At 69.8% G+C, this 21,326-nt stretch carries 17 protein-coding genes and 1 pseudogene; 8 read left to right on the top strand and 10 right to left on the bottom strand.

Features of this window, described 5'->3' with window-relative positions:
• Positions 1 to 88: 88 nt before the first annotated feature.
• From EQG76_RS13130 to EQG76_RS13120, 3 genes are read right to left on the bottom strand one after another with little or no spacing between them, the layout of a single operon-like run.
• Positions 89 to 1,594 (bottom strand): tripartite tricarboxylate transporter permease, encoded by a 1,506-nt coding sequence (locus EQG76_RS13130; RefSeq protein ID WP_159713995.1) that lies wholly within the window; start codon positions 1,592 to 1,594, stop codon positions 89 to 91.
• Between the two features lie 6 nt (positions 1,595 to 1,600).
• Positions 1,601 to 2,068, bottom strand: a complete 468-nt coding sequence (locus EQG76_RS13125) for a tripartite tricarboxylate transporter TctB family protein (protein ID WP_159713993.1) — start codon at positions 2,066 to 2,068, stop codon at positions 1,601 to 1,603.
• An 11-nt stretch (positions 2,069 to 2,079) separates the two neighbouring features.
• A complete protein-coding gene (locus EQG76_RS13120) occupies positions 2,080 to 3,057 on the bottom strand; it encodes a tripartite tricarboxylate transporter substrate-binding protein (RefSeq protein WP_159713991.1) in 978 nt (325 codons plus the stop codon).
• A 199-nt stretch (positions 3,058 to 3,256) separates the two neighbouring features.
• Between EQG76_RS13120 and EQG76_RS13115 the strand changes: the two genes are divergently transcribed.
• From EQG76_RS13115 to ade, 7 genes are all read left to right on the top strand, one after another.
• Positions 3,257 to 3,784 (top strand): (2Fe-2S)-binding protein, encoded by a 528-nt coding sequence (locus tag EQG76_RS13115; protein ID WP_159713989.1) that lies wholly within the window; start codon positions 3,257 to 3,259, stop codon positions 3,782 to 3,784.
• Positions 3,781 to 4,794, top strand: coding sequence for an FAD binding domain-containing protein (locus tag EQG76_RS13110; RefSeq protein WP_159713987.1), 1,014 nt, complete (start codon positions 3,781 to 3,783; stop codon positions 4,792 to 4,794). The genes EQG76_RS13115 and EQG76_RS13110 overlap by 4 nt, the downstream gene beginning before the upstream one ends.
• A gap of 11 nt (positions 4,795 to 4,805) precedes the next feature.
• Positions 4,806 to 7,112, top strand: a complete 2,307-nt coding sequence (locus tag EQG76_RS13105; protein WP_159713985.1) for a xanthine dehydrogenase family protein molybdopterin-binding subunit — start codon at positions 4,806 to 4,808, stop codon at positions 7,110 to 7,112.
• 74 nt (positions 7,113 to 7,186) lie between these two features.
• Positions 7,187 to 8,263: a type III polyketide synthase gene (locus tag EQG76_RS13100; RefSeq protein WP_235031349.1), complete on the top strand. Its 1,077-nt coding sequence runs from the start codon at positions 7,187 to 7,189 to the stop codon at positions 8,261 to 8,263.
• Positions 8,263 to 8,988, top strand: coding sequence for a methyltransferase domain-containing protein (locus EQG76_RS13095; protein ID WP_159713983.1), 726 nt, complete (start codon positions 8,263 to 8,265; stop codon positions 8,986 to 8,988). The genes EQG76_RS13100 and EQG76_RS13095 overlap by 1 nt, the downstream gene beginning before the upstream one ends.
• Complete coding sequence (locus tag EQG76_RS13090) at positions 8,943 to 10,160, top strand: NAD(P)/FAD-dependent oxidoreductase (RefSeq protein WP_200840786.1); 1,218 nt, start codon at positions 8,943 to 8,945, stop codon at positions 10,158 to 10,160. The genes EQG76_RS13095 and EQG76_RS13090 overlap by 46 nt, the downstream gene beginning before the upstream one ends.
• A gap of 35 nt (positions 10,161 to 10,195) precedes the next feature.
• The gene (gene ade / locus EQG76_RS13085; protein WP_159713981.1) at positions 10,196 to 11,908 is read left to right on the top strand and encodes an adenine deaminase; all 1,713 of its coding nucleotides are present in this window, start codon (positions 10,196 to 10,198) and stop codon (positions 11,906 to 11,908) included.
• A gap of 102 nt (positions 11,909 to 12,010) precedes the next feature.
• Here ade and ykgO read toward each other — a convergent pair whose 3' ends face one another.
• Together ykgO and rpmE are read right to left on the bottom strand one after the other, a co-directional pair.
• On the bottom strand, positions 12,011 to 12,136 hold the full coding sequence (gene ykgO, locus EQG76_RS13080; RefSeq protein WP_027133106.1) for a type B 50S ribosomal protein L36: 126 nt from the start codon (positions 12,134 to 12,136) through the stop codon (positions 12,011 to 12,013).
• Between the two features lie 21 nt (positions 12,137 to 12,157).
• Complete coding sequence (gene rpmE / locus EQG76_RS13075) at positions 12,158 to 12,388, bottom strand: 50S ribosomal protein L31 (protein WP_159713979.1); 231 nt, start codon at positions 12,386 to 12,388, stop codon at positions 12,158 to 12,160.
• 169 nt (positions 12,389 to 12,557) lie between these two features.
• Here rpmE and EQG76_RS13070 point away from each other — a divergent pair, with 169 nt between their 5' ends.
• Positions 12,558 to 14,369, top strand: a complete 1,812-nt coding sequence (locus EQG76_RS13070) for an ABC transporter transmembrane domain-containing protein (RefSeq protein ID WP_159713977.1) — start codon at positions 12,558 to 12,560, stop codon at positions 14,367 to 14,369.
• A gap of 612 nt (positions 14,370 to 14,981) precedes the next feature.
• On the opposite strand, the gene EQG76_RS13065 is transcribed toward EQG76_RS13070, so the two are convergent.
• The 5 genes and pseudogenes from EQG76_RS13065 to EQG76_RS13045 all read right to left on the bottom strand — a co-directional run.
• Positions 14,982 to 17,627, bottom strand: coding sequence for an OmpA family protein (locus EQG76_RS13065; RefSeq protein ID WP_159713975.1), 2,646 nt, complete (start codon positions 17,625 to 17,627; stop codon positions 14,982 to 14,984).
• 35 nt (positions 17,628 to 17,662) lie between these two features.
• Positions 17,663 to 18,028, bottom strand: a complete 366-nt coding sequence (locus EQG76_RS13060) for a hypothetical protein (RefSeq protein WP_159713973.1) — start codon at positions 18,026 to 18,028, stop codon at positions 17,663 to 17,665.
• A gap of 124 nt (positions 18,029 to 18,152) precedes the next feature.
• Positions 18,153 to 19,388: a peptidoglycan -binding protein gene (locus EQG76_RS13055; protein WP_235031347.1), complete on the bottom strand. Its 1,236-nt coding sequence runs from the start codon at positions 19,386 to 19,388 to the stop codon at positions 18,153 to 18,155.
• A gap of 6 nt (positions 19,389 to 19,394) precedes the next feature.
• Complete coding sequence (locus tag EQG76_RS13050) at positions 19,395 to 20,570, bottom strand: MotA/TolQ/ExbB proton channel family protein (RefSeq protein ID WP_159713971.1); 1,176 nt, start codon at positions 20,568 to 20,570, stop codon at positions 19,395 to 19,397.
• Positions 20,571 to 20,771: 201 nt separating this feature from the next.
• A pseudogene (locus EQG76_RS13045) lies at positions 20,772 to 21,326 on the bottom strand (class I poly(R)-hydroxyalkanoic acid synthase); the annotation flags it as partial.

Here is a 21,326-nt window from a genome sequence, read left to right as displayed (position 1 = left end):
CGACGTGATCGCCAAGCCGTTCGACCCGATGGCGCTGCCCGAGACGGTCCGCACGGTCTGGAGCCGGCGGGCAGGCTGAGCCGCCCCGTCAGGTGGCTTCCTCGAACGCCTCCTCACGCTTGGCGCGCACGCGCGGCAGGGTCAGGACCAGGATGATGGCGAGCGTCAGCAGCAGGAGGGTCAGGCTGATCGGCCGGGTCACGAAGGTGGTCATGTCGCCGCGCGCCAGGATCATGGCCCGTCGCAGATATTCCTCCATCATCGGCCCCAGGATGAATCCCAGGAGCAACGGTGCGGGCTCGCAGTCCAGCCGCACCAGCACATAGCCTACCAGGCCGAACAGGATCATCAGGTAGACGTCGGAAGTGAGGTTGTTCAGGCTGAGCACGCCCACGCAGCAGAACACGAGAATCGCCGGGTAGAGCAGCCGGTAGGGGATGGTGAGCAGCCGGACCCAGAGCCCGATCAGCGGCAGGTTCAGGACGATCAGCATCAGGTTGCCGATCCACATGGACGCGATCACGCCCCAGAACAGCTCGGGCTGCTCGCTCATCACCTGCGGACCTGGCTGGATGCCCTGGATGGTCAGGGCACCCACCATCAGCGCCATCACCGGGTTGGACGGGATGCCCAGGGTCAGCATCGGGATGAAGCTGGTCTGCGCCCCGGCATTGTTGGCGGATTCCGGTGCCGCCACGCCCTCGATGGCGCCCTGGCCGAAGGCCTGCGGCGTCTTCGAGATCTTCTTCTCGACGGCATAGGCGGCAAAGGCGCCCAGCACCGCACCGCCGCCCGGCAGGATCCCCAGGACCGAGCCCAGGCCGGTGCCGCGCAGGATCGGACCGACGATCCGCCGGCATTCCTCGCGGTTGGGCAGAAGGCTGCCGATCACCCGGGTGAGCGGCTTGCGGCTTGCCTCGTGGTCGAGGTTGGTCAGGATCTCCGCGATCCCGAACATGCCCATCGCTAGCGCCACGAAGTTGATGCCGTCCGCCAGTTCCGGAATGTCGAAGGTGAAGCGCTGCTCGCCGGAATTGATGTCGGTGCCGATCGTGCCGAGCAGCAGGCCCAGCACCACCATCGCCACTGCCTTCAGCACCGGCCCGCGCGCCAGCGCCACCGACGCCACCAGCCCCAGCACCATCAGGGCGAAATACTCGGCCGCCCCGAAGTTCAGGGCGATGTTGGCGAGCGGCGGCGCCAGGAATGCCACCAGTGCTGTCGCCACCGTGCCGGCCACGAACGAGCTGATCGCGGCGGTGGCCAGGGCCGCCCCCGCCCGGCCCTTGCGCGCCATCTGGTAGCCGTCCAGGGCCGTGACCACCGAGGACGTCTCGCCCGGCAGGTTGATCAGGATCGCGGTGGTCGAGCCGCCATACTGGGCGCCGTAATAGATCCCGGCCAGCATGATCAGCGAGGAGACAGCCGGCAGGCCGAACGTCGCCGGCAGGAGCATCGCGATGGTCGCCGCCGGCCCCAGCCCGGGCAGCACGCCGATCAGCGTGCCGAGCAGCACGCCGATCAGGCACCAAGCGAGGTTCAGCGGGGTCAACACCACCGACAGGCCGAGGCCGAGGCCGCCCAGGATCTCCATGGCGCCCTACCCGCCGAGCAGCCGGCCGAACACCGGGATCGGCAGGCCCAGGCCATAGGCGAACACGGCGATCGAGAACAGGGTGAGCGCCAGCGCCGACAGGATCAGCCCCGCGGCCGTCACCTGCCGGCTGGCGAGCGCCGAGAGGCCCACCAGCAGCGGCACGGCGGCGATCATGCCGAGCGGGCGGATGGTGAGGCCGAACAGGATGCCTGGCCCCAGGACCAGGAGGATCGCGCGCCAGGGCCAGCGGCCGATCGGCTCGCCCGCCCGGCGCAGGCCCTGGACCAGGATGACCGTGCCCAGCATGGTCAGCATCACCGCCAGGACCGTCGGAAAGAAGGCCGGCCCCATCCGGTTGGGCGTGCCGAGGTCGTGGTCCTGCGCGAACCAGCCGAACGCGCAGCCGATCACGACGAACAAGGCGCCCGCCGCGATGTCGCGGGGGCTGCTCTGCCCGCCCGTCCGGGACACCGACTGGACCCTCAGTCCGCGTACTGGCCGGCAGCCTCGATCACGGGCCGCCAGCGCGCGATCTCGGACGTCACTAATTGTTCGAGCGCTGCCGGCGTCGCGGTTTCCGCCGTGGCCGGCGTGGCGCCGAGCTCGGCCAGGCGCTGGGTGACGTTCGGATCAATCACCGCCGCCTGCAGCGCCTCCTCCAGCCGCGCCACCACCGCCGCGTCGGTGCCGGCCGGCGCATACAGCCCGTGCCAAACCCCCACCTGCACGTCGGGCAGGCCGCTTTCGGCGGTGGTCGGCACGTCCGGCAGCGAGGGCAACCGCTCGGGCGTGGTCACGGCATAGACCTTGATGGTGCCGCCCTTGATCTGGCTGGTCGTGTTGGTGGTCTGGTCGCACATCAGGTCGACCTGGCCGCCCAGCAGGTCGTTCATCGCCGGTGCCGTGCCCTTGTAGGCGACCGTGGTCAGTGGCACGTCCAGCGCCTGCATCAGCAGCATCCCGCACAAGTGCGAGGCGGAGCCGATCCCGGCATTGGCATAGGTGATGACATCCCCTTCCGCCTTGGCCTGCTCGATCAGGGCCTTCATGTCGGCGGCGGGAAAGTCCTTGCGCGCGACCACCGTCATCGGCACGTCGGCCACGATGCCGATCGGCGCGAAGTCCTTGGCAGGGTCATAGCTGAGCTTGCGGTAGAGGGTGGCCGAGGTCGCCTGGCCGATATGGTGCAGGAGCAGGGTGTAGCCGTCGGGATCCGCCTTGGCGACGCGGGCGGCACCGAGCGTGCCGCCGGCCCCGCCGACATTCTCGACGATCACCTGCTGGCCGAGCGTGCCGGTCATGGACTGGGCGACCAGCCTGGTCACCGTGTCGGTGGGCCCGCCAGCGGCGAACGGCACCACGATGGTCACCGGCTTGGTTGGGAACTCCTGGGCAGTGGCGGCCGAGCCGGCCCCCAGCAGTGCCGTGGCGATGACGGCTGCAACGAGACCGTGACGCATGATGGGCCTCCTCGTTTTTCTTGGCGGCAGCAGACCACGGATCAGCGGCCGAATCCAAGGGGTAGCGCGCGTTTTGCCAGCTCTACGTGGCCGCGGGGGGCGGCTTGTCTGGAACCGCTCCAGACCAAGAGGGTTGGGTGGCGGAGATGGCGGCGGTCCAACGGGGTCTTGCCGCGCCCCAGGCGATTTGAGAGCGGCCATGCAAGCCACCGAAACCGACACACGCTCCGGCAACGGAACGGGCGAGCCCAGCCGGATCCCGGTCGTATTGACCATCAACGGCACCGAGCGGCGCCTGGAGGTCGAGCCCTGGACCACGCTGCTGGACCTGCTGCGCGAGCGCCTGGACCTCACCGGCTCGAAGAAGGGCTGCGACCATGGCCAGTGCGGTGCCTGTACCGTGCTGGTCGACGACCGGCGGGTCAACGCCTGCCTGACGCTCGCGGTGATGCTGGACGGTGCCAGCGTCACCACGGTCGAGGGGCTGGCGCAGGACGGGCAGCTCCACCCGGTCCAGGACGCCTTCGTCGAGCATGACGCGTTCCAGTGCGGCTACTGCACGCCCGGCCAGATCTGCTCGGCCGTGGGCCTCCTGAAGGAGGGGCGCGCGCAGAGCGACGACGAGATCCGCGAGCTGATGAGCGGCAATCTGTGCCGCTGCGGCGCTTACGTGAACATCGTGGCGGCGGTCCGGCAGGTCATGGACGGCACGGGAGCCGGGCGATGAACCGCTTTTCCTATGTGCGGCCGGATGCGGTGGCAGCCGCGGTGCGCGAGCGGGCGAGCGATCCCGGTGCCCGGTTCATCGCCGGTGGCACCAATCTGCTCGACCTGATGAAGTACGATGTCGAGGCGCCCAGCCGGCTGATCGACATCACCCGGCTGCCGCTGCGCGACATCCAGGAGATCGACGGGGGCTTGAGGATCGGGGCGCTCGTGCCGAACAGCGATCTCGCCTATGACCCGCGGATCGAGGAGCGCTACCCGCTGCTCGCCAGCGCCATCCTGGCCGGCGCCTCGCCGCAGCTCCGCAACATGGCGACGACCGGCGGCAATCTCCTGCAGCGCACGCGCTGTGTCTATTTCTACGACACCGCCACGCCCTGCAATAAGCGCACCCCCGGCTCAGGCTGCTCGGCCATCGGCGGGATCAACCGGCAGCACGCGATCCTGGGGGCGAGCGAGCACTGCATCGCCACCAACCCCTCCGACATGGGCGTGGCGCTGGCCGCGCTGCGTGCGAACGTGCGGGTGGCCGGCCCGGACGGGGAGCGGACCATCCCGTTCAGCGAGTTTCACCGTCTGCCGGGAGACGAGCCGCAGCGTGACAACAATTTGGCCGCCGATGAGCTGATCCTCTCGGTCGACCTGCCGGCCGAGCATTTTGCGGCCAACTACACCTACCTGAAGCTGCGCGAGCGGCTCTCCTATGCCTTCGCACTGGTGTCGGTGGCGGCAGCGTTGCGTCTGGAAGACGGGAAGATCGCCGAGGCGCGGCTGGCGCTCGGCGGCGTCGCGCACAAGCCATGGCGGGACGAGGAGGCCGAGGAACTGCTGCGGGGCCAGCCGGCCGAGCGGGCGAGCTTCGAGCAGGCGGCCCTGCGGATCCTGAGCGGTGCCAGGGGCTTTGGCGAGAACGACTTCAAGATCGAACTGGCGCGCCGTGCGATCGTACGTGCGCTGGAGCAGGCGGCGGCCGGTACGCCGCAGTCCCAGTCCGACAAGCGCGTCCAGTGAGGGGCAGGACCATGGTGCAGACTTCCACCGCTCCGCTGCCTTCCTCTGCCAGACCCTATGTCGGGACTGGTCAGCGCAGGATCGATGGTGTCAGCAAGGTGACGGGCCAGGCGCGCTATGCCGCCGAGTTCCCGGCCGACGGTCTCCTGTACGGCCATGTCGTCTCCGGCGGGGCGCTCGCCAGCGGCGAGATCCTGCGGATCGACACGCGCGCCGCCGAGGCGGTCGCGGGCGTGGTCAGGGTGTACACCCACGAGAACCGGCCGAGGCAGCCCTGGTTCGATTCGACGTATCAGGACCAGGTGGCTCCGCCCGGTATCCCGTTCCGGCCGCTCAAGGACGCGAAGATCGTTTATAGTGGCCAGCCGGTGGCACTCGTGGTGGCGCAGAGCCTGGAGGTGGCGGCCTATGCCGCCTCGCTGCTCGAGATCACCTACCGGGAAGAGCCCTTCCGGACCGACCTCGCCGCCGAGCAGTCGAACGCCTACGTGCCGCCCGAGAAGCGGGCCGGGATCGAGCCGCCGCCGCCGGACCGAGGCGATGTCGACCGGGCACTGGCCGAGGCGCCGGTGAAGGTGGAGGCCTCCTACTTCGTTGCTGCCGAGCACCACAACCCGATGGAGACCCATGCCAGCACGGTGGTGTGGAACGACGGCAAGCTGACGGTCTACGACAAGATCCAGGGCGTGGTGGCCTCCAAGGAATATCTCAACGAGGTGTTCGGCCTCTCCCCGGACGATGTCCATGTCATCTCGCCGTTCGTGGGCGGCGCGTTCGGGGTGGGCCTGCGGCCGCAATACCAGTTGTTCCTGGCGACCATGGCGGCGCTCGACCTCCGGCGTTCGGTGCGGGTGACGCTGACCCGCGACCAGATGTTCACGCTCACCTACCGGCCGCACACCATCCAGCACCTGGCGCTGGGGGCAGAGCGGGACGGGCGCCTCACCGCCATCCGCCACGAGGCAGTGGCCGCCACCTCGACCTTCGAGGACTACCAGGAGGTCGTCGTCAACTGGTCGGGCCTGGGCTATCGCTGCCCGAACGTGGCGTTCGACTACAAGCTGGCGAAGCTCCACACCTATACGCCGTCCGACATGCGCGCACCCGGTGCGGCCACCGGCGTGTACGGGCTGGAATGCGCCATGGACGAGCTGGCCCATGCGGCCGGCATCGACCCGCTGGAGCTGCGCCTGAAGAATTATGCCGAAGAGGACGCCAACACCGGCAAGCCGTTCACCAGCAAGCAGCTCCGGGAGTGCTACCGCCAGGGCGCCGAGCGGTTCGGCTGGTCCAGGCGCAGCCCCAGGCCACGCTCGATGCGCGACGGGCGCGAGCTGATCGGCTGGGGCCTGGCGACCGGGTTCTGGGAAGCCTCCATGCAGCAGACCAGCGCCCGCGCGGTCCTCTCGGCGGATGGCGGCCTGGAGCTGGCGACGGCCACGGCCGACATCGGCACCGGCACCTATACCATCCTGGCGCAGATCGCCGCCGATGCCATGGGCGTGCCGATCGAGCAGGTGGACGTGAAGATCGGCGATTCCTCCCTGCCGGCCTCGCCCCTGGAAGGCGGTTCCTGGACGGCCGCCTCGGCCGGTTCGGCAGTGCAGAAGGCCTGCTTCGGCCTGCGCGAGCAACTGTTCCACCATGCACGTGCCATGGAGGGCTCGCCGCTCGCAAACGAGGTTCTGGAGCGGATCATCTTCACGGGCGGACGAATGGAGGTGGCGAACGACCCCTCCCGGAGCGTCGTCGTTGCCGACGTGATGGCCGCCCTCGGGCTGGAGAAGCTGGCGGCGGAGGAGACCGCAAAGCCGGACCAGGACGCGCAGGAGAACTACTCGGGCTACACCCACTCGGCGATCTTCGTTGAGGTGCGGGTCGACGAGGAACTGAACGTCGTGCGCGTCACCCGCATCGTGGACGCGGTGGCGGCCGGCCGGATCCTCAACCTCAAGACCGCGCGCAGCCAGATCCTGGGTGGGGTGGTGTTCGGCATCGGCATGGCGCTGGAGGAGCAGAGCGAGCTGGACCATCGCTTTGGCCGGTTCATGAACCACAACATCGCGGAGTACCACATCCCGGTGAATGCCGACGTGCGGGACATCGACGTGATCTTCGTTGAGGAGCATGACGACAAGGTCAGCCCAATCGGCGTGAAGGGGCTGGGCGAGATCGGCATCGTCGGCACGGCGGCGGCGATCGCGAACGCGATCTTCCACGCCACCGGCAAGCGGGTGCGCGACCTGCCGATCACGCCCGACAAGCTGCTGCGCGACGACGTTGATGGTGTATCCAGCGGCATGGCGCGCGCCGGGTGATGCCCAAGGAGGTCGCGGCAACCCTGCCGCACTGATCCCGTTCCTGTGCCTCGAACGACGTCGTGACCGTGGAGATGGCAGTGTCGGTAGCCTATCTGAACCGCATCGCGACTGCCGTTCCACCGCACGATGTGCATGCAGCATTCGTGAATTTCGCCGATCGACTGCTGCGGGACCGACGGGAGCACGCGCTGTTTCGTCGGATGGCAGACCGCAGCCAGATCGCGCACCGCTGGTCCTGCCTGGCACCGACCGGGCCCGGTGCCAACGAGGCGATCGACACGACCGGCTTCTACCGGTTCGGCAGCTTCCCCTCGACGGCCGACCGGATGCGGCGGTACGAGGCGGAGGCCCCCGATCTCGTGACGCGTGCCGTGGAGCGGCTCGATCTCGGCCTTGACCCGAGCCCGCCGACCCACCTGATCATCGTCTCCTGCACGGGCCTCTCGGCGCCCGGGCTCGACTTCACGGTGATCGACCGGTTCGGGCTGGATCCGTCGATCGAGCGCACCGTGATCGGGTTCATGGGCTGCTATGCCGCCATCAACGGGCTCAAGCTCGCGCGCCACATCGTCCGGGCAGAGCCCAAGGCGCGGGTCCTCCTGGTCTGCATCGAGCTCTGCACCCTGCACTTGCAGGAAAGCACCGACCTGGAGCAGGTGCTGACCTTCCTGATCTTCGGAGATGGCTGCGCCGCCGCCCTGATCAGCGCCGAGCCTTTGGGCTTCGCGCTGGACGGGTTCCAGGCGATCCGGGTGCCGGGCACGGCTGAGCAGATCACCTGGCAGATCCGGGACTGCGGCTTCGACATGACCCTGTCCGGCCGGGTTCCCGGCAGCATCGCCGATGGCCTGCGCAGCGCCAGCGGCCGCATGCTGCCGGATGGCCCGGATGCCATCGATCTCTGGGCGGTGCATCCCGGCGGGCGGTCGGTGCTCGACGCGGTGGAGACTGCCCTCGACCTGCCCGCGTCGGCCCTCGCCACCTCGCGCGACATCCTGCGCACCTACGGCAACATGTCGTCGGCAACTGTCCTGTTCGTGCTGGAGGAAATGCTGCGCGAGGGCCGAGGCGGCCGAAGCGGGTGCGCCATGGCGTTCGGGCCGGGCCTGATGGCGGAGACCATGCGGTTCAGCTCGGCGCGGCATTGATGGCGTCATTCGACTTCTCCCGGCGCGCGACTACGCCGGAACTGATGGATACGGAGCGCTGCGACTTCACGACCTTCCAGGGCTGCCTGCAGGACCTGGCACGGGTGAACCGGCTGACGCTGGCCTATCGGCCAACCCTCGGCTTCCTCGACGAGCTGGCCGTCAGCGGCCGCGTTCCCCGGGAGCGGCCCTTGCGGATCCTCGATGTGGCCAGCGGCCACGGCGACATGCTGCGGCGGATCGTGGCCTGGGCGGAACGGCGGCACGTGGCCGTCGACCTAGTCGGGCTCGACCTCAATCCCTGGGCGGCGCGCGCGGCCCGGGAGGCGACGCCTGCGGAGGCCTCGATCGCCTGGCATACCGGGGATGTCTTCGCGTACCGGCCCGAGCGCGGCTTCGACCTGGTGGTCAGCTCCCTGTTCACCCACCATCTCGACGACGCTTCGGTGGTACGCTTCCTTCAGTGGATGGAGGAACAGGCGGCGATCGGCTGGTTCGTGAACGATCTGCACCGGCACAGGCTGCCCTGTCGCTTCTTCGCTGCTGCCTCGCGCGCCTTGCGCCTGCACCATTTCGTCCAGAACGACGGGCCGATCTCGATCGCGCGCAGCTTCGTGACGGAGGACTGGCGACGGCTGCTCGACCGGGCTGGCCTGCCGGCGGGGAGTGCCCGCATCGAATGGTGGATGCCGTTCCGGCTCTGCGTGGCACGGGCCAAGCCGTGACGGTGCGGGATGCGGTGGTGGTCGGCGGCGGACCTGCGGGAGCGACGCTGGCGCAGGCGCTGGCCGCGGCCGGGCGCGATGTGGTCCTGGTCGAGCGGGAAGCAGGTCCGCACGACAAGGTGTGCGGCGAGTTCCTGAGCCAGGAGGCGATCCACTATCTCCGGCTGTCCGGCCTGGAACCCGGCCGGCTCGGAGCCGTGCCGATTGCCGAGGTGGACGTATCGGCGGGCGGGAAACGCGTGACCTGCCCTTTGCCATTCACCGCGTACAGCCTGTCGCGCCGGCGCATGGACGAGGCGCTGATCGAGCTGGCCCGTGGTGCTGGCAGCCGGATCCTGCGCGGCCGGAGCGTTCAGGGGCTGGAGCGCTGCGGCGGTTTCTGGACCGCGCGGCTCGACGACGGCGACACGATCCGGGCACAGGATGCCTTCGTGGCTACCGGCAAGCACGATCTGCGCGGCTGGAAGCGCCCGCCGGGCAGCCAAAATGACCTGATCGGGCTGAAGCTGCACCTCAGGCTGGCAGCAGGGCAGGCCGCAGAGCTGGCCGGCAAGGTCGAACTCTTCCTGTTCCCGGGAGGCTATGCGGGGCTCGAGCCGATCGAGGCAGGAAAGGTCAACCTCTGCCTGCTGATCCGCAAGGACACCTTCCGGCGGATCGGGCAGAAGTGGCCAGCACTGCTCGACCTGATACAGGTCTTCGACCCGCACTTCGCACGCCGCATGGAGGGAGCGGTGCCACTTCGGGACCGGCCGCTGGCGATCGCGAACATTCCCTATGGACTGGTCGAGCGACGGGAGGATGGTTGCTGGCGCCTGGGTGATCAGGCGGCAGTCATTCCGTCATTCGCGGGCGAAGGCATGTCTATCGCCCTGCACAGCGCCGCTCTGGCTGCCAACTGCTACCTGCATGGCGGGACGGCCGCGGAATTCACGCGCCGCCTGCGCAACGATCTGTCGGGGCAGGTGGGGCGTGCGACGCTGCTGTCGCATCTTCTCGTGCAGCGCAAGGCGCAGGCGGCGCTGGCCCTGGGGGCGCGGCTGTGGCCTGCAGCACTTGGACTGATCGCCTCTGCCACCCGAATCCAGGCAGCCGCCCTGCGCACTTTACCGGTAGCCCTGCCAGATCAGCGGCGGGCGGTTCCTGTGGCGCCGCAGGCGACAGCACCGTAGGTTGCGCAAGGGTCTGTCGACGCAGGAGCAGGAAGATGGCGGTTGATGTCGCTGTTCTGGCGAAGCGGATCCGGGCGGCGCAGGGGCTGGAGCCCTGCGACCTTTGCATCCAGGGGGGACGGCTGGTCGATGTCGCGACCGGGGCGGTGCGTGATGCAGCCGTCTCCATCGTCGATGACACGATCGTAGCGGTGGGTGAGCCCTGGCCGGCCCTGCGGGTGATTGAAGCGCGCGGCCGGTTCCTGGCGCCGGGCTTCATCGACACCCACCTGCATGTGGAAAGCTCGCTGGTGACCCCGGCCGAGTTCGAGCGGCTGGTGCTGCCGCGCGGCACCACCACGGCGATCTGCGACCCGCACGAGATCGCCAACGTGATCGGTCTGCCCGGGATCGAATGGTTTCAGGCGGCAGCGCTCAGCCTGGTGATGAGCCTGAAGGTCAACCTGCCCTCCTGCGTGCCGGCGAGCGAGCTGGAGACCGCGGGTGCCAGGCTGGAGGGTGACGATCTGCTGCCGCTCCTGGCGCATCCCGCCACGCTCGGCTTGGCGGAGATGATGAACTTCCCGGGCGTCATCGCCGCCGACCCGCAGCTCCTGCACAAGCTCTCCCTGTTCGCCGATGCCCATATCGACGGGCACGCGCCGCTGCTGCAGGGCGAGGGCCTGGATGCCTATCTGTGCGGCGGCCCCAGGACCGACCATGAGTGCACGCTCCTGGCCGAGGCCAAGGAGAAGCTCGAGAAGGGCATGGTCATCCTGATGCGCGAGGGCTCGGTCACGCGCAACGTGACGGCGCTGGCACCCTTGCTCACCGAGGCCACCTGGCCGCGCATCGCGTTCTGCACCGATGACCGCAAGCCAGTCGACATCCTCGCCGAGGGCCATATCGACCACGCGATGCGTACCGCGATCGCCGCGGGTGCTCCCGTCCTGCCGGTCTATCGCTCGGCCAGCCTGGCTGCGGCCACCGCCTTCCGCCTCCACGACCGCGGCCTGATCGCACCCGGGCGCCGCGCCGATCTGGTACTGCTGGACGATCTGGCCGAGGTGCGGGTGAGCGGCGTGGTGGCAGGGGGCCGGGTGGTCGAGGCCGCCCTATTCGAGGAGCGCAGCCATCCAGCGCCGGTCGGCTATGGCTCGGTGCATCTGGCGACCGTGGATGAGCGGAGCTTCGCCCTGCCGGCACCGGCGGGCGAGATGGACGTCATCGGGGTGGTGCCGCTTTCGGTGATCACCGAGCATCTGCGCCTGGTCCCGCCGGCGCAGGGCGGCCTGGTTGTAGCCGACCCCGAGCGCTCCCTCCACCTCGTGGCCGTGCTGGAGCGGCATGGCCGCAACGGCAATATCGGCCGGGGCCTAGTGCACGGCTTCGGCGCCCTCCATGGTGCCATCGCCACCTCGATCGGCCATGACAGCCACAACGTCGCGGTGGTGGGCTCGAACCCGGCCGACATGGCGGTGGCGGTCAACAGGATCGCGGCACTCCAGGGCGGGGCGGTGGTGGTCCGGGACGGGGAGGTGCTGGCCGAGCTCGCCCTGCCGGTGGCCGGGCTGATGTCGGACCGGCCCTATGAGGAGGTGGCGGAGCGGTTCGGTGCCATCCGGCGCGCGGCGCACGAAGTCGGCTGTCAGATGCCGGAGCCCTTGCAGCCGCTGGCCTTCCTGCCGCTCTCGGTGATCCCGCACCTCAAGCTGACCGACCGTGGCTATGTGACGGCCGGCCCTGACGGCCTGCGTCTGCTGGGCTGACGCCTGCCCAGCCCATGGCCGGAAACGACGAAAGCCGCGAAAGGTCGCCCTCGCGCGGCTCGTATCGTGCCCGCCGCCCGGTCATGCCGGGCGGAAAACGCTTCAGCCCTGGCGGGCCTTGAAGCGCGGGTTGGTCTTGTTGATCACGTAGACCCGGCCCTTGCGCCGGATGATCCGGCAGTCCTTGTGGCGGCTCTTCGCGGTCTTGAGCGAGTTGATGACCTTCATGACACCGATCTCTGCAAGTGGTCAGGCTTCGGCCTTGCGGCGGAAACCCTGGAAACGCTTGTTGAACTTCTCGACCTGACCGCGCTCGATCACGCGAACGTTGCCGCCAGTCCAGGCCGGGTGCGACTTGGGATCGACGTCGAGCTGCATGCTGTCGCCAGCCTTGCCCCAGGTCGAGGAGGTCTCGAAGGTCGACCCATCCGTCATCACTACGGTGATGGGATGATAGTCGGGGTGGATGTCCTTCTTCACGACGCTTTCCTCAAATGCGGGCGGCCGCTATATATCCGCGGGCATCCGGGGACTCAAGGGGTCACGGCTCCCTTTCCTGCGCGCTTTCGGCAGCTCGGCACGGATTGTTAGCGATATTGCAAGCTTTGCCGCATAGCATCGTGTCGGTTGCATTCGCTGAGGACGGTTCATGAAGGGCGGGCAGCGCAGGTCCGGCCGCGTCGATAGCGGGCGCGCGGGTACGCGTGATCTCGGGCAGCTCCGGCGCCTCGCCGCCTATCTGCGGCCACACCGGCCGCTCGTGATCGGCACGCTGGTGGCGCTCACCGTGTCCGCGCTGGCGGTGCTGTCGATCGGTGCCGGCCTGCGCCACATCGTGGATGGCGGCTTCGTCCAGGGCCGCCCCCAGGCCCTGGATCACGCGCTGGAAGCGGTCGGCCTGGTGATCCTGGTGCTGGCGCTGGCGACCTTCTTTCGCTCCTATCTCGTCACCAAGCTGGGCGAGCGGCTGGTGGCCGATCTGCGCAAGGACGTGTTCGCCAGGGTGATCCGGCTCTCCCCGGCCTTCTTCGAGCGGACGCGTACCGGCGAGGTGATCTCGCGGATCACCACCGACACGGCGGTGATCCAGACCCTGATCGGCGCGTCGGTCACCCAGGCCCTGCGCAACCTGCTGCTTCTGGTGGGCGGCCTCGCCATCCTGCTGGTCACCAGCCCGCGCCTCACCGGCTTCGTCCTCCTGGTCGTGCCGCTCGTGGTCATGCCGATCGTGCTGATTGGCCGCCGGGTGCGGGTCCTGTCCCGCGCCCTGCAGGACCAGGTCGCCGAGCTCGGCGTGCGGGTGGAGGAGACGCTGAACGGCGTGCGCACCGTCCAGGGCTTCGGCCAGGAGGGCCGCGAGGCGGAGCGCTTTGCCGCCGGCGCCGAGGCGACCTTTGCCACCGCAGTGCGCTATGCGCGCGCCCGCTCCACCCTGGGTGCCGTGGTGATCGCGCTGGTGTTCGGTGCGGTCGGCGTGGTGCTGTGGCTGGGCGGCTATGACGTGCTCGAAGGGCGGATCACGCCTGGCGAGCTGTCGGCCTTCGTGTTCTACGCCGCCTTGGTGGCGAGTGCCGTGGGCGGGCTCGCCGACGTGATGGGCGACCTGCAGCGCGCCGCCGGGGCCACGGAGCGATTGTTCGAGCTGCTCGACACGCAGCCCGTGGTGACGGCACCGGCAAAGCCGTGGCCGATCGTCGCCACGCGCGGGGCAGTGCGCTTCGAAGGGGTCGGCTTTGCCTATCCCTCGTTCCCGGACCGCCCGGTACTCCGGGAATTCGACCTGCACGTGGCGCCGGGCGAGCGGGTGGCCCTGGTCGGGCCGTCCGGGGCTGGCAAGAGCAGCGTGCTGCAGCTCCTCCTGCGCTTCTACGAGCCCGATGCCGGGCGGATCCTGGTCGACGGCGTGCCGCTCGCCGAATTGGACCCGGTGATGCATCGCCGCCGGCTCGGCTGGGTGCCGCAGGAGCCGATGATCTTCTCCGGGACGGCTCTGGACAATATCTGCTACGGCCGGCCCGAGGCCGGGCTGGCCGAGGTGCGAGCCGCCGCCGAGGCGGCCGCGGCGCTGGGATTCATCGAGGCCCTGCCGCAGGGCTTCGACACCCATCTGGGCGAAAAGGGCGTGCGGCTGTCCGGCGGCCAGCGCCAGCGGATCGCGATCGCCCGCGCCCTTCTGGCCGATCCCCGCATCCTGCTCCTGGACGAGGCCACCTCGGCCCTTGACGCGGAGAACGAGCGGCTGGTCCAGCAGGCCTTGGAGCGGCTGATGGAGGGCCGCACCACCCTGGTAATCGCCCATCGCCTCGCCACCGTGCTGGCGGCCGACCGGATCGTGGTGATGGACGGCGGCCGGATCGTCGAGACTGGCCGGCACCAGGATCTGGTCGCCAATGACGGCCTGTACGGCCGCCTCGCGGCACTCCAGTTCACTGATGCCGGCGCGGCGATGCGGGTGGCCTGAGCCGCTAGGACGGGAGCGTCGTTCCTGTCGGCGCACTGCCGAGACTGGGTAGCGGCAGTGCAGCCGACACGGCATCGGCGGCTGCCAGAGAGGGCTTCAACCAGTCCAGGGGCACGGCTTCAGGAGGGTGGCCTGCCACAGGGGAGGGCGGAGACTGTGCTTCCTGCGAAGCAGGAGTGTGCGGTCGCCTTGCTCCCACGGCCGGACAATCTCGGTCTACATCGTTGCCACTTGGATGGCCGGCTTGGCTCCTGGATGAACACGGGCTGCCGGGCAGGTGCCACGGACTCAGCCAGGATGCAGGGCCGAGGCGGGCCGATCAGCATCCTTCCTGAGCGACCTGGACTGCAGGACGATGCCGGAAGGCAGAGCTGGCGCGAGCGCGGCTGCCAAATAGCACTGCGAGCAATTTGACCCGGTACGATGGCTCGGCGAGGTATTGCTGTTTCCGGAAGCTACAGCGCTCGTCCCGCTGGGCCGGCAGCCACTTGCTCCGCCGATCGCGCGGCAGGACACATGGCGGCTACCACCGATGCCACCCACGAGAGGCCGGCCGGCCACCACGGCATAGGGGTATCAGGCCGTACAACCACCCCGAATCAGGCTACCCATTCAGCGCGAGGACAGGGTGATCTCGATCCGGCGGTTCTGTGCGCGGGCCTCGGCAGTGTTGCCAGGCACGGCCGGGCGGGACGAGCCGAAACCGGCCGGGACGATCCGCTCGGGCGGCAGGCCGGACTCGATCAGGTAAGCGGCCACGGCACCGGCTCGGGCGGTCGAGAGCTCTAGGTTGTCGCGCCAGGCGCTGCCGGCGCGCAGCGGCACGTCGTCGGTATGCCCGTCGATGCGCAGGAGCCAGGACGCCATCGGCGGCAGCTCGTCGATCACCTTGCGCATCCGCTGGGCGAACTCGCGCAGGGCGTCCTTGCCGCCCTGGCTCAGCTCAGCACTGCCGGATTCGAACAGCACGCCCGCCGGCAGCTGGATCCGCCCGTCCCGCAGCAGGTCCTGATCGTCCACCCCCGAGATGCTCGACAGCACGAGCCCGCGGGTCGTCCGGTCGGCCCGTTCGTGCTGACGGATGCCCCGCTCCAGCTCCCTGGCGCTCGGCACGGTCTCGGCGAGGCTGCTGGCGATCTGGGTCTGGATCAGCGCCATCGCCTCGCTGCCGCGGGCGTCCCGCTCCAGGGCCTGCACCTGCTGGGACAGTTCGGCCAGCTCCTCCTGCAGCCGGTCGCGCTCGGCCTGCAGCGCCGCCTGCCTTTCCCCCTCGGCCCGGGCCGCGTCCTGCGCCTCTCGGGCCTCGGCCCGGCTGGCCTGCAGGTCCTGCTCCAGCCCAGCGGAGCGCGCGCGCTGCTGCTCCAGCTCCGTGCGCAACTCGTCCTGCGTGGCTTCCAGCGCCTCGATCCGCTCACGGGCCTGGGCCAGCTCCGCTTCCAGCGCGCGGGCGCGCTCGCTCGTCTGGCCGAGCTCGGCCAAGCGGGCATCGGCCGCCGCCAGGCGCGCCTCCAGTTCGGCGCGTACCTGTTTCAGCCCTTCGAGCTGCATCCGGGCACCATCCAGCTCGTCCTGCGCCCGCTCGGCCGCTTCCAGCCGGGCCGCCTGGGCGGCTGCCTGCTCCTGCGCATCCCGCAGCCGGGCTTCCAGCGCCATTTCCCGGTCGGACGCCTCGTCGAGCTGGCGCTGCATGTCGCCGCGGATCCCCTGCAGCGCTGTGACCTCCTGGCGGGCACCCTCCAGCGCCGCCTCCGCCTCGCTTGCCCGCGCGGCCGCCTGCTCCAGCTCCTGGACCCGCGCCGCGCCCGCCTGGACCTGCTCCTGCAGATCCGCCTGCTGCCGCTCCAGCTCTTCCAGCCGGTTGCGCGCCTGGTCGAGTGCCGCCCGGTCGGCAGCCGCAGCCTCCGCCGCGCCCTCCAGCTCGGCGATGCGGGCACTGCCGGCGTCCAGCCGGGACTGCAGCTCGGCCACCTGCGTGCCCAGCAGGCCCACGGCCCCGCGCGCCTCTTCCAGCGCCGTTTCGGTGTTGGCCGCGGCCACGGCGGCCATCTCCAGCTCGCCGACCCGCCGGCGCAGCTCGTCCGCCTCGCTTCGGGCGGCCGCGAGCGCCGCCTGGGCCTGCTGGCTGGTCTGGCCCGCCTGCTCCAGCTCGGCCACCCTGGCCCTGCTGGCATCCAGCTCCGCCTGGAGATCGGCCGCCTGGCTGCCGAGCAGGCCCACGGCGCCCCGCGCCTCGTTCAGCGCCTGTTCGGTGCCGGCACCCGCCACGGCGGCCATTTCCAGTTCGCTCAACCGCGCGTTCGCCTGGTCCAGCCGGCCCTGTAGCTCGGCCACCTGCTGGCCGAGCCCCGCCGCTTCCGCCCTGGCCTGCGCCAGTTCCTCCGCCCGGGACCGGGCCTCGCCGCCGGCAGCCTCCACCTCCTGCTGCAGCCGGGCGATCTCCGCCTGCGCCTCGTCCAGTGCCGCCTGCTGCTGGCTGGCCGCAGCGGTGGCGGAATCCTCGAGGGCGAAGCCCTGGTCCTGCGCCGTATCGAGCTGCTGCTGCAGCCCCGCCCGGATCTGCTCCAGCGCCTTGATCTCGGTCGCGGACGCGGCCAGCCGCTCCTCGGAAGCCGCGAGCTGCTGGCGCAGCCGGTCGACTTCGGCCGCGACACTCTTGGCCTCGTCCCGCTCCCTGGCCGCCTGATCGCGGGCCGCGGCGAGCTCCGCCATGGCCGCCGTTGATTGATCGGCCGCCGCCCGCGCCTGCTCGAGCTGGCCGGTCAGCTCGGCCACCTGCCGGTCCAGTTCGGCCACGCGCTGCCCGGAAGCCTCCGCCTGCTGGCTGGCCTGGTCCAGCCGGGCGGCCAGCTCGTCCCGCTCCGCGGTGAGCTCGCGCAACTGCGCGTTCACCGCCTCGAGCTTGCCGGCCAGCTCGCCGAGCTTGCCAGCGGCCGAGGAATTGGCGGCATCCACCGCGGCCCGTGCCTCGTCGCGTTCAGTGCCGACCTGGTCCAGCGACTGCTGGAGCTCGGCCAGTCGCACGCCGGTCTTGGCGAGCTGCGCTTCCAGCCCGGCCTTGGCCTGCTGTTCGGCGTTCAGCGACTGGGTGAGTGACACCACGGATTCGCGCGCGGCATCCACCTCGACCCGGCCATAGCCCCAGTAGCCCAGCGCCACCAGCACGGGCACCGCGACCAGGGCGGAGGTGCGCAGGAGCTTCTTGCGCTCCCAGCCCGCGAAGCTGCGCTCGAGATCGGCAAGGCGGCGTTCCTGGGTCATCTCGTCTTGTCTCGTGTCGGCCGCCGGGCGGTCGATCAGCCGTGGGTCTTGCGGATGAGGTCGGACAGCCGGTCGATGTCGGCCGGCGTGGTGTCCGGTGCGGCGGCCAGAGCGCGCCAGGCGCCGCGCAACCGTTCCAGCCCCTGCCAGCGGTCGCGGCGGTCCAACAGCTGGGCCAAGGGGAACACGGCGGTAGCGGCGATGAACAGGCCCAGCCAGAAGGTGCTCGAGCGCCAGCCTACAGCCGCGGTGAGGCCCCAGCCCGCGAGCGCCAGCCCGACCAGCGCCAGTACCACCGTGCATTTTGCCCAGAATGCCTGGGAATCCCGGTGGCGCTCGATCATGCCGACGAAGTCCGGCTCCCGTTCCGCGGCCGGAACCGTTCTCGAAGTTGCTGCCATCGTTCTTGCGTTTCCCCCGGTGCCGGCCCGTGTCCCCTGGCGCGCGCGCCGTCCGGACATGGGGTGACCAGCACCCCTAATTCTGCCGGATCCGGCGTGCGGTGCAAGCCGATCCGGGCGGGGGTCAGAAATTGGTGAGCTGCAGCTCGATGCGGCGGTTACGCTGATAGGCCTCCTCGGTGTCGGCTGGATCCAGCGGGCGGAACTCGGCGAAGCCCGCCGCCGCCACCCGCTCGGGCGGCAGGCCGTTTTGGACCAGGAACCGGGCGACGTTGATCGCGCGCGCGGTCGACAGCTCCCAGTTGGATGGGAAGGCCGGCGTGCTGATCGGCCGCTTGTCGGTATGGCCGTCGACCCGGAGGATCCAGGGCAGGTCGTCCGGGATCTCCGCGATCAGGCCCTGCAGCGTCCGGGCGAACTCGGCGAGCCGCTCCTCGCCCGCCGGCTTGAGAGTGGCGCTGCCGCTGTCGAACAGCACTTCGGACTGGAACACGAACCGGTCGCCCACGATCTGCACGCCCGGCCGCTCGCCCAGGATCCCGCGCAGCCGGCCGAAGAAGTCGGAGCGGTACTGGGACAGCTCGACCACCTTGTCGGCGAGCGCCAGGTTCAGCTTGCGGCCCAGATCCTCGATCGAGCTGGCCTGACGGTCGATCTCCTGCTGCTTGACCTCGAGTGCCTCGCCGAGCTGGGCGAGCTGGGTGCCGAGCTCGTTGATCTGCCGGTTGAGCAGCGCCACCTGCGCCAGCGCCTCGTCGCGCGAGGTCGAGACCTCGCCCTTCTCGGCCTGGAGCTGGTCGCGCTGGGCCTGGAGTGCCGCGATCTGCTGCTGCAGCTCGGCGAGCTGGCCGAGCTGCGCCTCCATAGTCTGGCGGTCCACGGTGACCTGGCGGCGCGCCTCGGCCAGCGCCTGTTCCAGCTCGGCCCGGGTGCGGACCTGCTGCTCCAGTGAGGCCTGGCTGTCTTCCAGGTTGCGGGTGAGGGTTGCGGTCTGGGCCAGCACGCTGGCGAGCCGGTCGTTGAGCGAGCTGGCGGTCTCCTCGCTGGTCCGCAGCCGGTCCTGCAGCTCGTCGCGCTCGGAGGTCAGGTTCTGGATCGTGCCATCCAGGCGGCGCAGGTTGCGGCGCAGCTCGGCGGCCTCGTCCTCGGAGAGCTGCAGGCGGCTGGCCATGTCCTGCACCTGGGTCTGCAGCCGGTCCATCTGCTCAGTCCGGCCGGCCAGCAGCCGGCTCATGAAGAACTGGCCCAGCACGAACACCACCAGGAGGAAGGTGATGCCCATCAGCAGCGTCGAGAGCGCGTCGACGAAGCCCGGCCAGATGTCGTCCTGGTCGCCGCGCTCGCGGCGGGAGCGTGCCACGGCCGGTCAGTCCCTGGCCATGTCGGGCTCGCCGGCCGCCACCGCGATCACCCGGCTCACCATCTTGATCTCGTTGCGCAGCTCGCGCGTGGTGTCCTCGCGGCCGCGGCGCAACTCGTCGATCAACCGGGCCAGCTGCAGGTCGAGGTTGCGGACATGGCTGCGGGTCTGCTCGTCGAGCGGCGAGCGGGTCGGGTCGTTCAGCCGGGCGAAGGTATGCACCAGGCCTTCCTGGGCCTCGAACAGCTTGACCAGCATGCGCTGCTGGCCGGCCAGATGGTCGTTCAGGGCGCCCAGCTGCTCCCCCAGCCCGTTGATCCCGTGTGCCAGCTTGCTGCGGTCCTCCTCGCTATGGGTCAGCACCCGCTGCATCTGCTCCAGGTTCTCCGCGGTCTGCTGCAGCAGTGCCTGGACATAGGCGGGGATCGGCGCCGAGGCGGCGAGGTCGCTCAGGCGCGAGCCCGAGGAGACCGGCGCGTCCGCGCCGAACAGCTGAGCCTGGGTGGACAGCCATTCCTCCAGCTCGTTGTAGAAGACGTGCTGGGCGCGGGTAGCCTGCAGATCGATGAAGCGCAGGACCAGCGAGCCGGCCAGGCCGAACAGGGAAGCGGAGAACGCGGTGCCCATGCCGTTCAGCGGTGCCGTGAGCCCGGCCTTCAGGTTCTCGAAGATCTGGACCAGGTCGCCGGTGCCGATCGACAGGCCGCCGATCACCTCGCCGATCGAGCCCATGGTGAGGATCAGGCCCCAGAACGTGCCGAGCAGGCCCAAGAAGATCGGCAGGCCCGCCAGGTAGCGCGAGATGTCGCGGCTCTCCTCCAGCCGGTTGTCGATGCTGTCCAGGAGGTAGCGCATCGACACCGCCGAGAGGGCCGAGCGGTTCTTCTTGCTGCTCTGCGCCAGCACAGTGGCGAGCGGCGAGAGCAGGCTGGGCGGGTCCTGCACCGAGAAGCCAGGCGCTGCAGTCCGGTACGCCTCCAGCCACTCGATCTCCGGGCGGAGCTGCAGGATCCGGCGGAAGGTGTAGGCGATGCCGGTCAGCACCACGAGCAGGATCAGGCCGTTGATCGCCAGGTTGTGGCTGAACGCGTCGATCACCACGCGGTGCAGCAGCCCGACGACGACCGCGACGACGATCAGGAACAGAATCGTCCGGGTCAGGTAACGTTGCGGCGTGGACATCGGCGGGATCGGGCTCGTGCGACGTTCGGAACGGACGAAACCCTAGCCTAGCGCGACTGGAGCGACACGCCGAAATCCGCCGGGGCGGGGAATGCGGCGCGGCTTCGCCTGCGGGTTGTGGGCGATCGGGCACGTTTCGCCCACAATCGGCTGGCGCGACCGGCGGCTGGCGATCGGGGGGCGGCCTGGCGGTCGACCGGCCTAGCGATCGGCGCGCACCAGCACGTTCTGGCCGGGTGCCTGACCCAGCACCGGGAGCGGGCCCCGCTCCGGATCGCGCGCCGGCACCTCGTCGTCGTCGAAGGCCTTCAGCCAGGCGCGCCAATGGGGCCACCAGGAGCCCGGATGCTCGGTGCTGCCGGCCAGCCACGCCTCCGGATCGTCGGTGTCTGGACCGTCAGTGCGATAGCCGTACTTCGTCGATCCGGCCGGGTTGATCACCCCGGCGATGTGGCCGGAGCCGCCCAGAACGAACCGGACTGGGCCGCCGAAGCGGCGGCTGCCGGCATAGGTGCTCTTCCAGGGCGCGATATGGTCCTCCTGCGTGCTCAGGAAGAACATAGGCAGCCCGATCCGGCCGAGGTCCAGCGGCGTGCCCAGCAGGGTGATGCCGCCGGACTCCACCAGTCGGTTCTCCAGATACATCTCGCGCAGGTAGAAGGCGTGCATCTTCATGGGCATCCGGGTGCCGTCGGCGTTCCAGTGCAGCAGGTCGAACGGGGCCGGCTCTTTGCCCATCAGGTAGTTGTTGATGGC

The sequence above is a fragment of the Geminicoccus flavidas genome, from assembly GCF_009806515.1.
Classification (GTDB): domain Bacteria; phylum Pseudomonadota; class Alphaproteobacteria; order Geminicoccales; family Geminicoccaceae; genus Geminicoccus; species Geminicoccus flavidus.
Note: the sequence above shows the minus strand (reverse complement) of the source record. Positions and strands in the feature narration are given on the sequence as shown.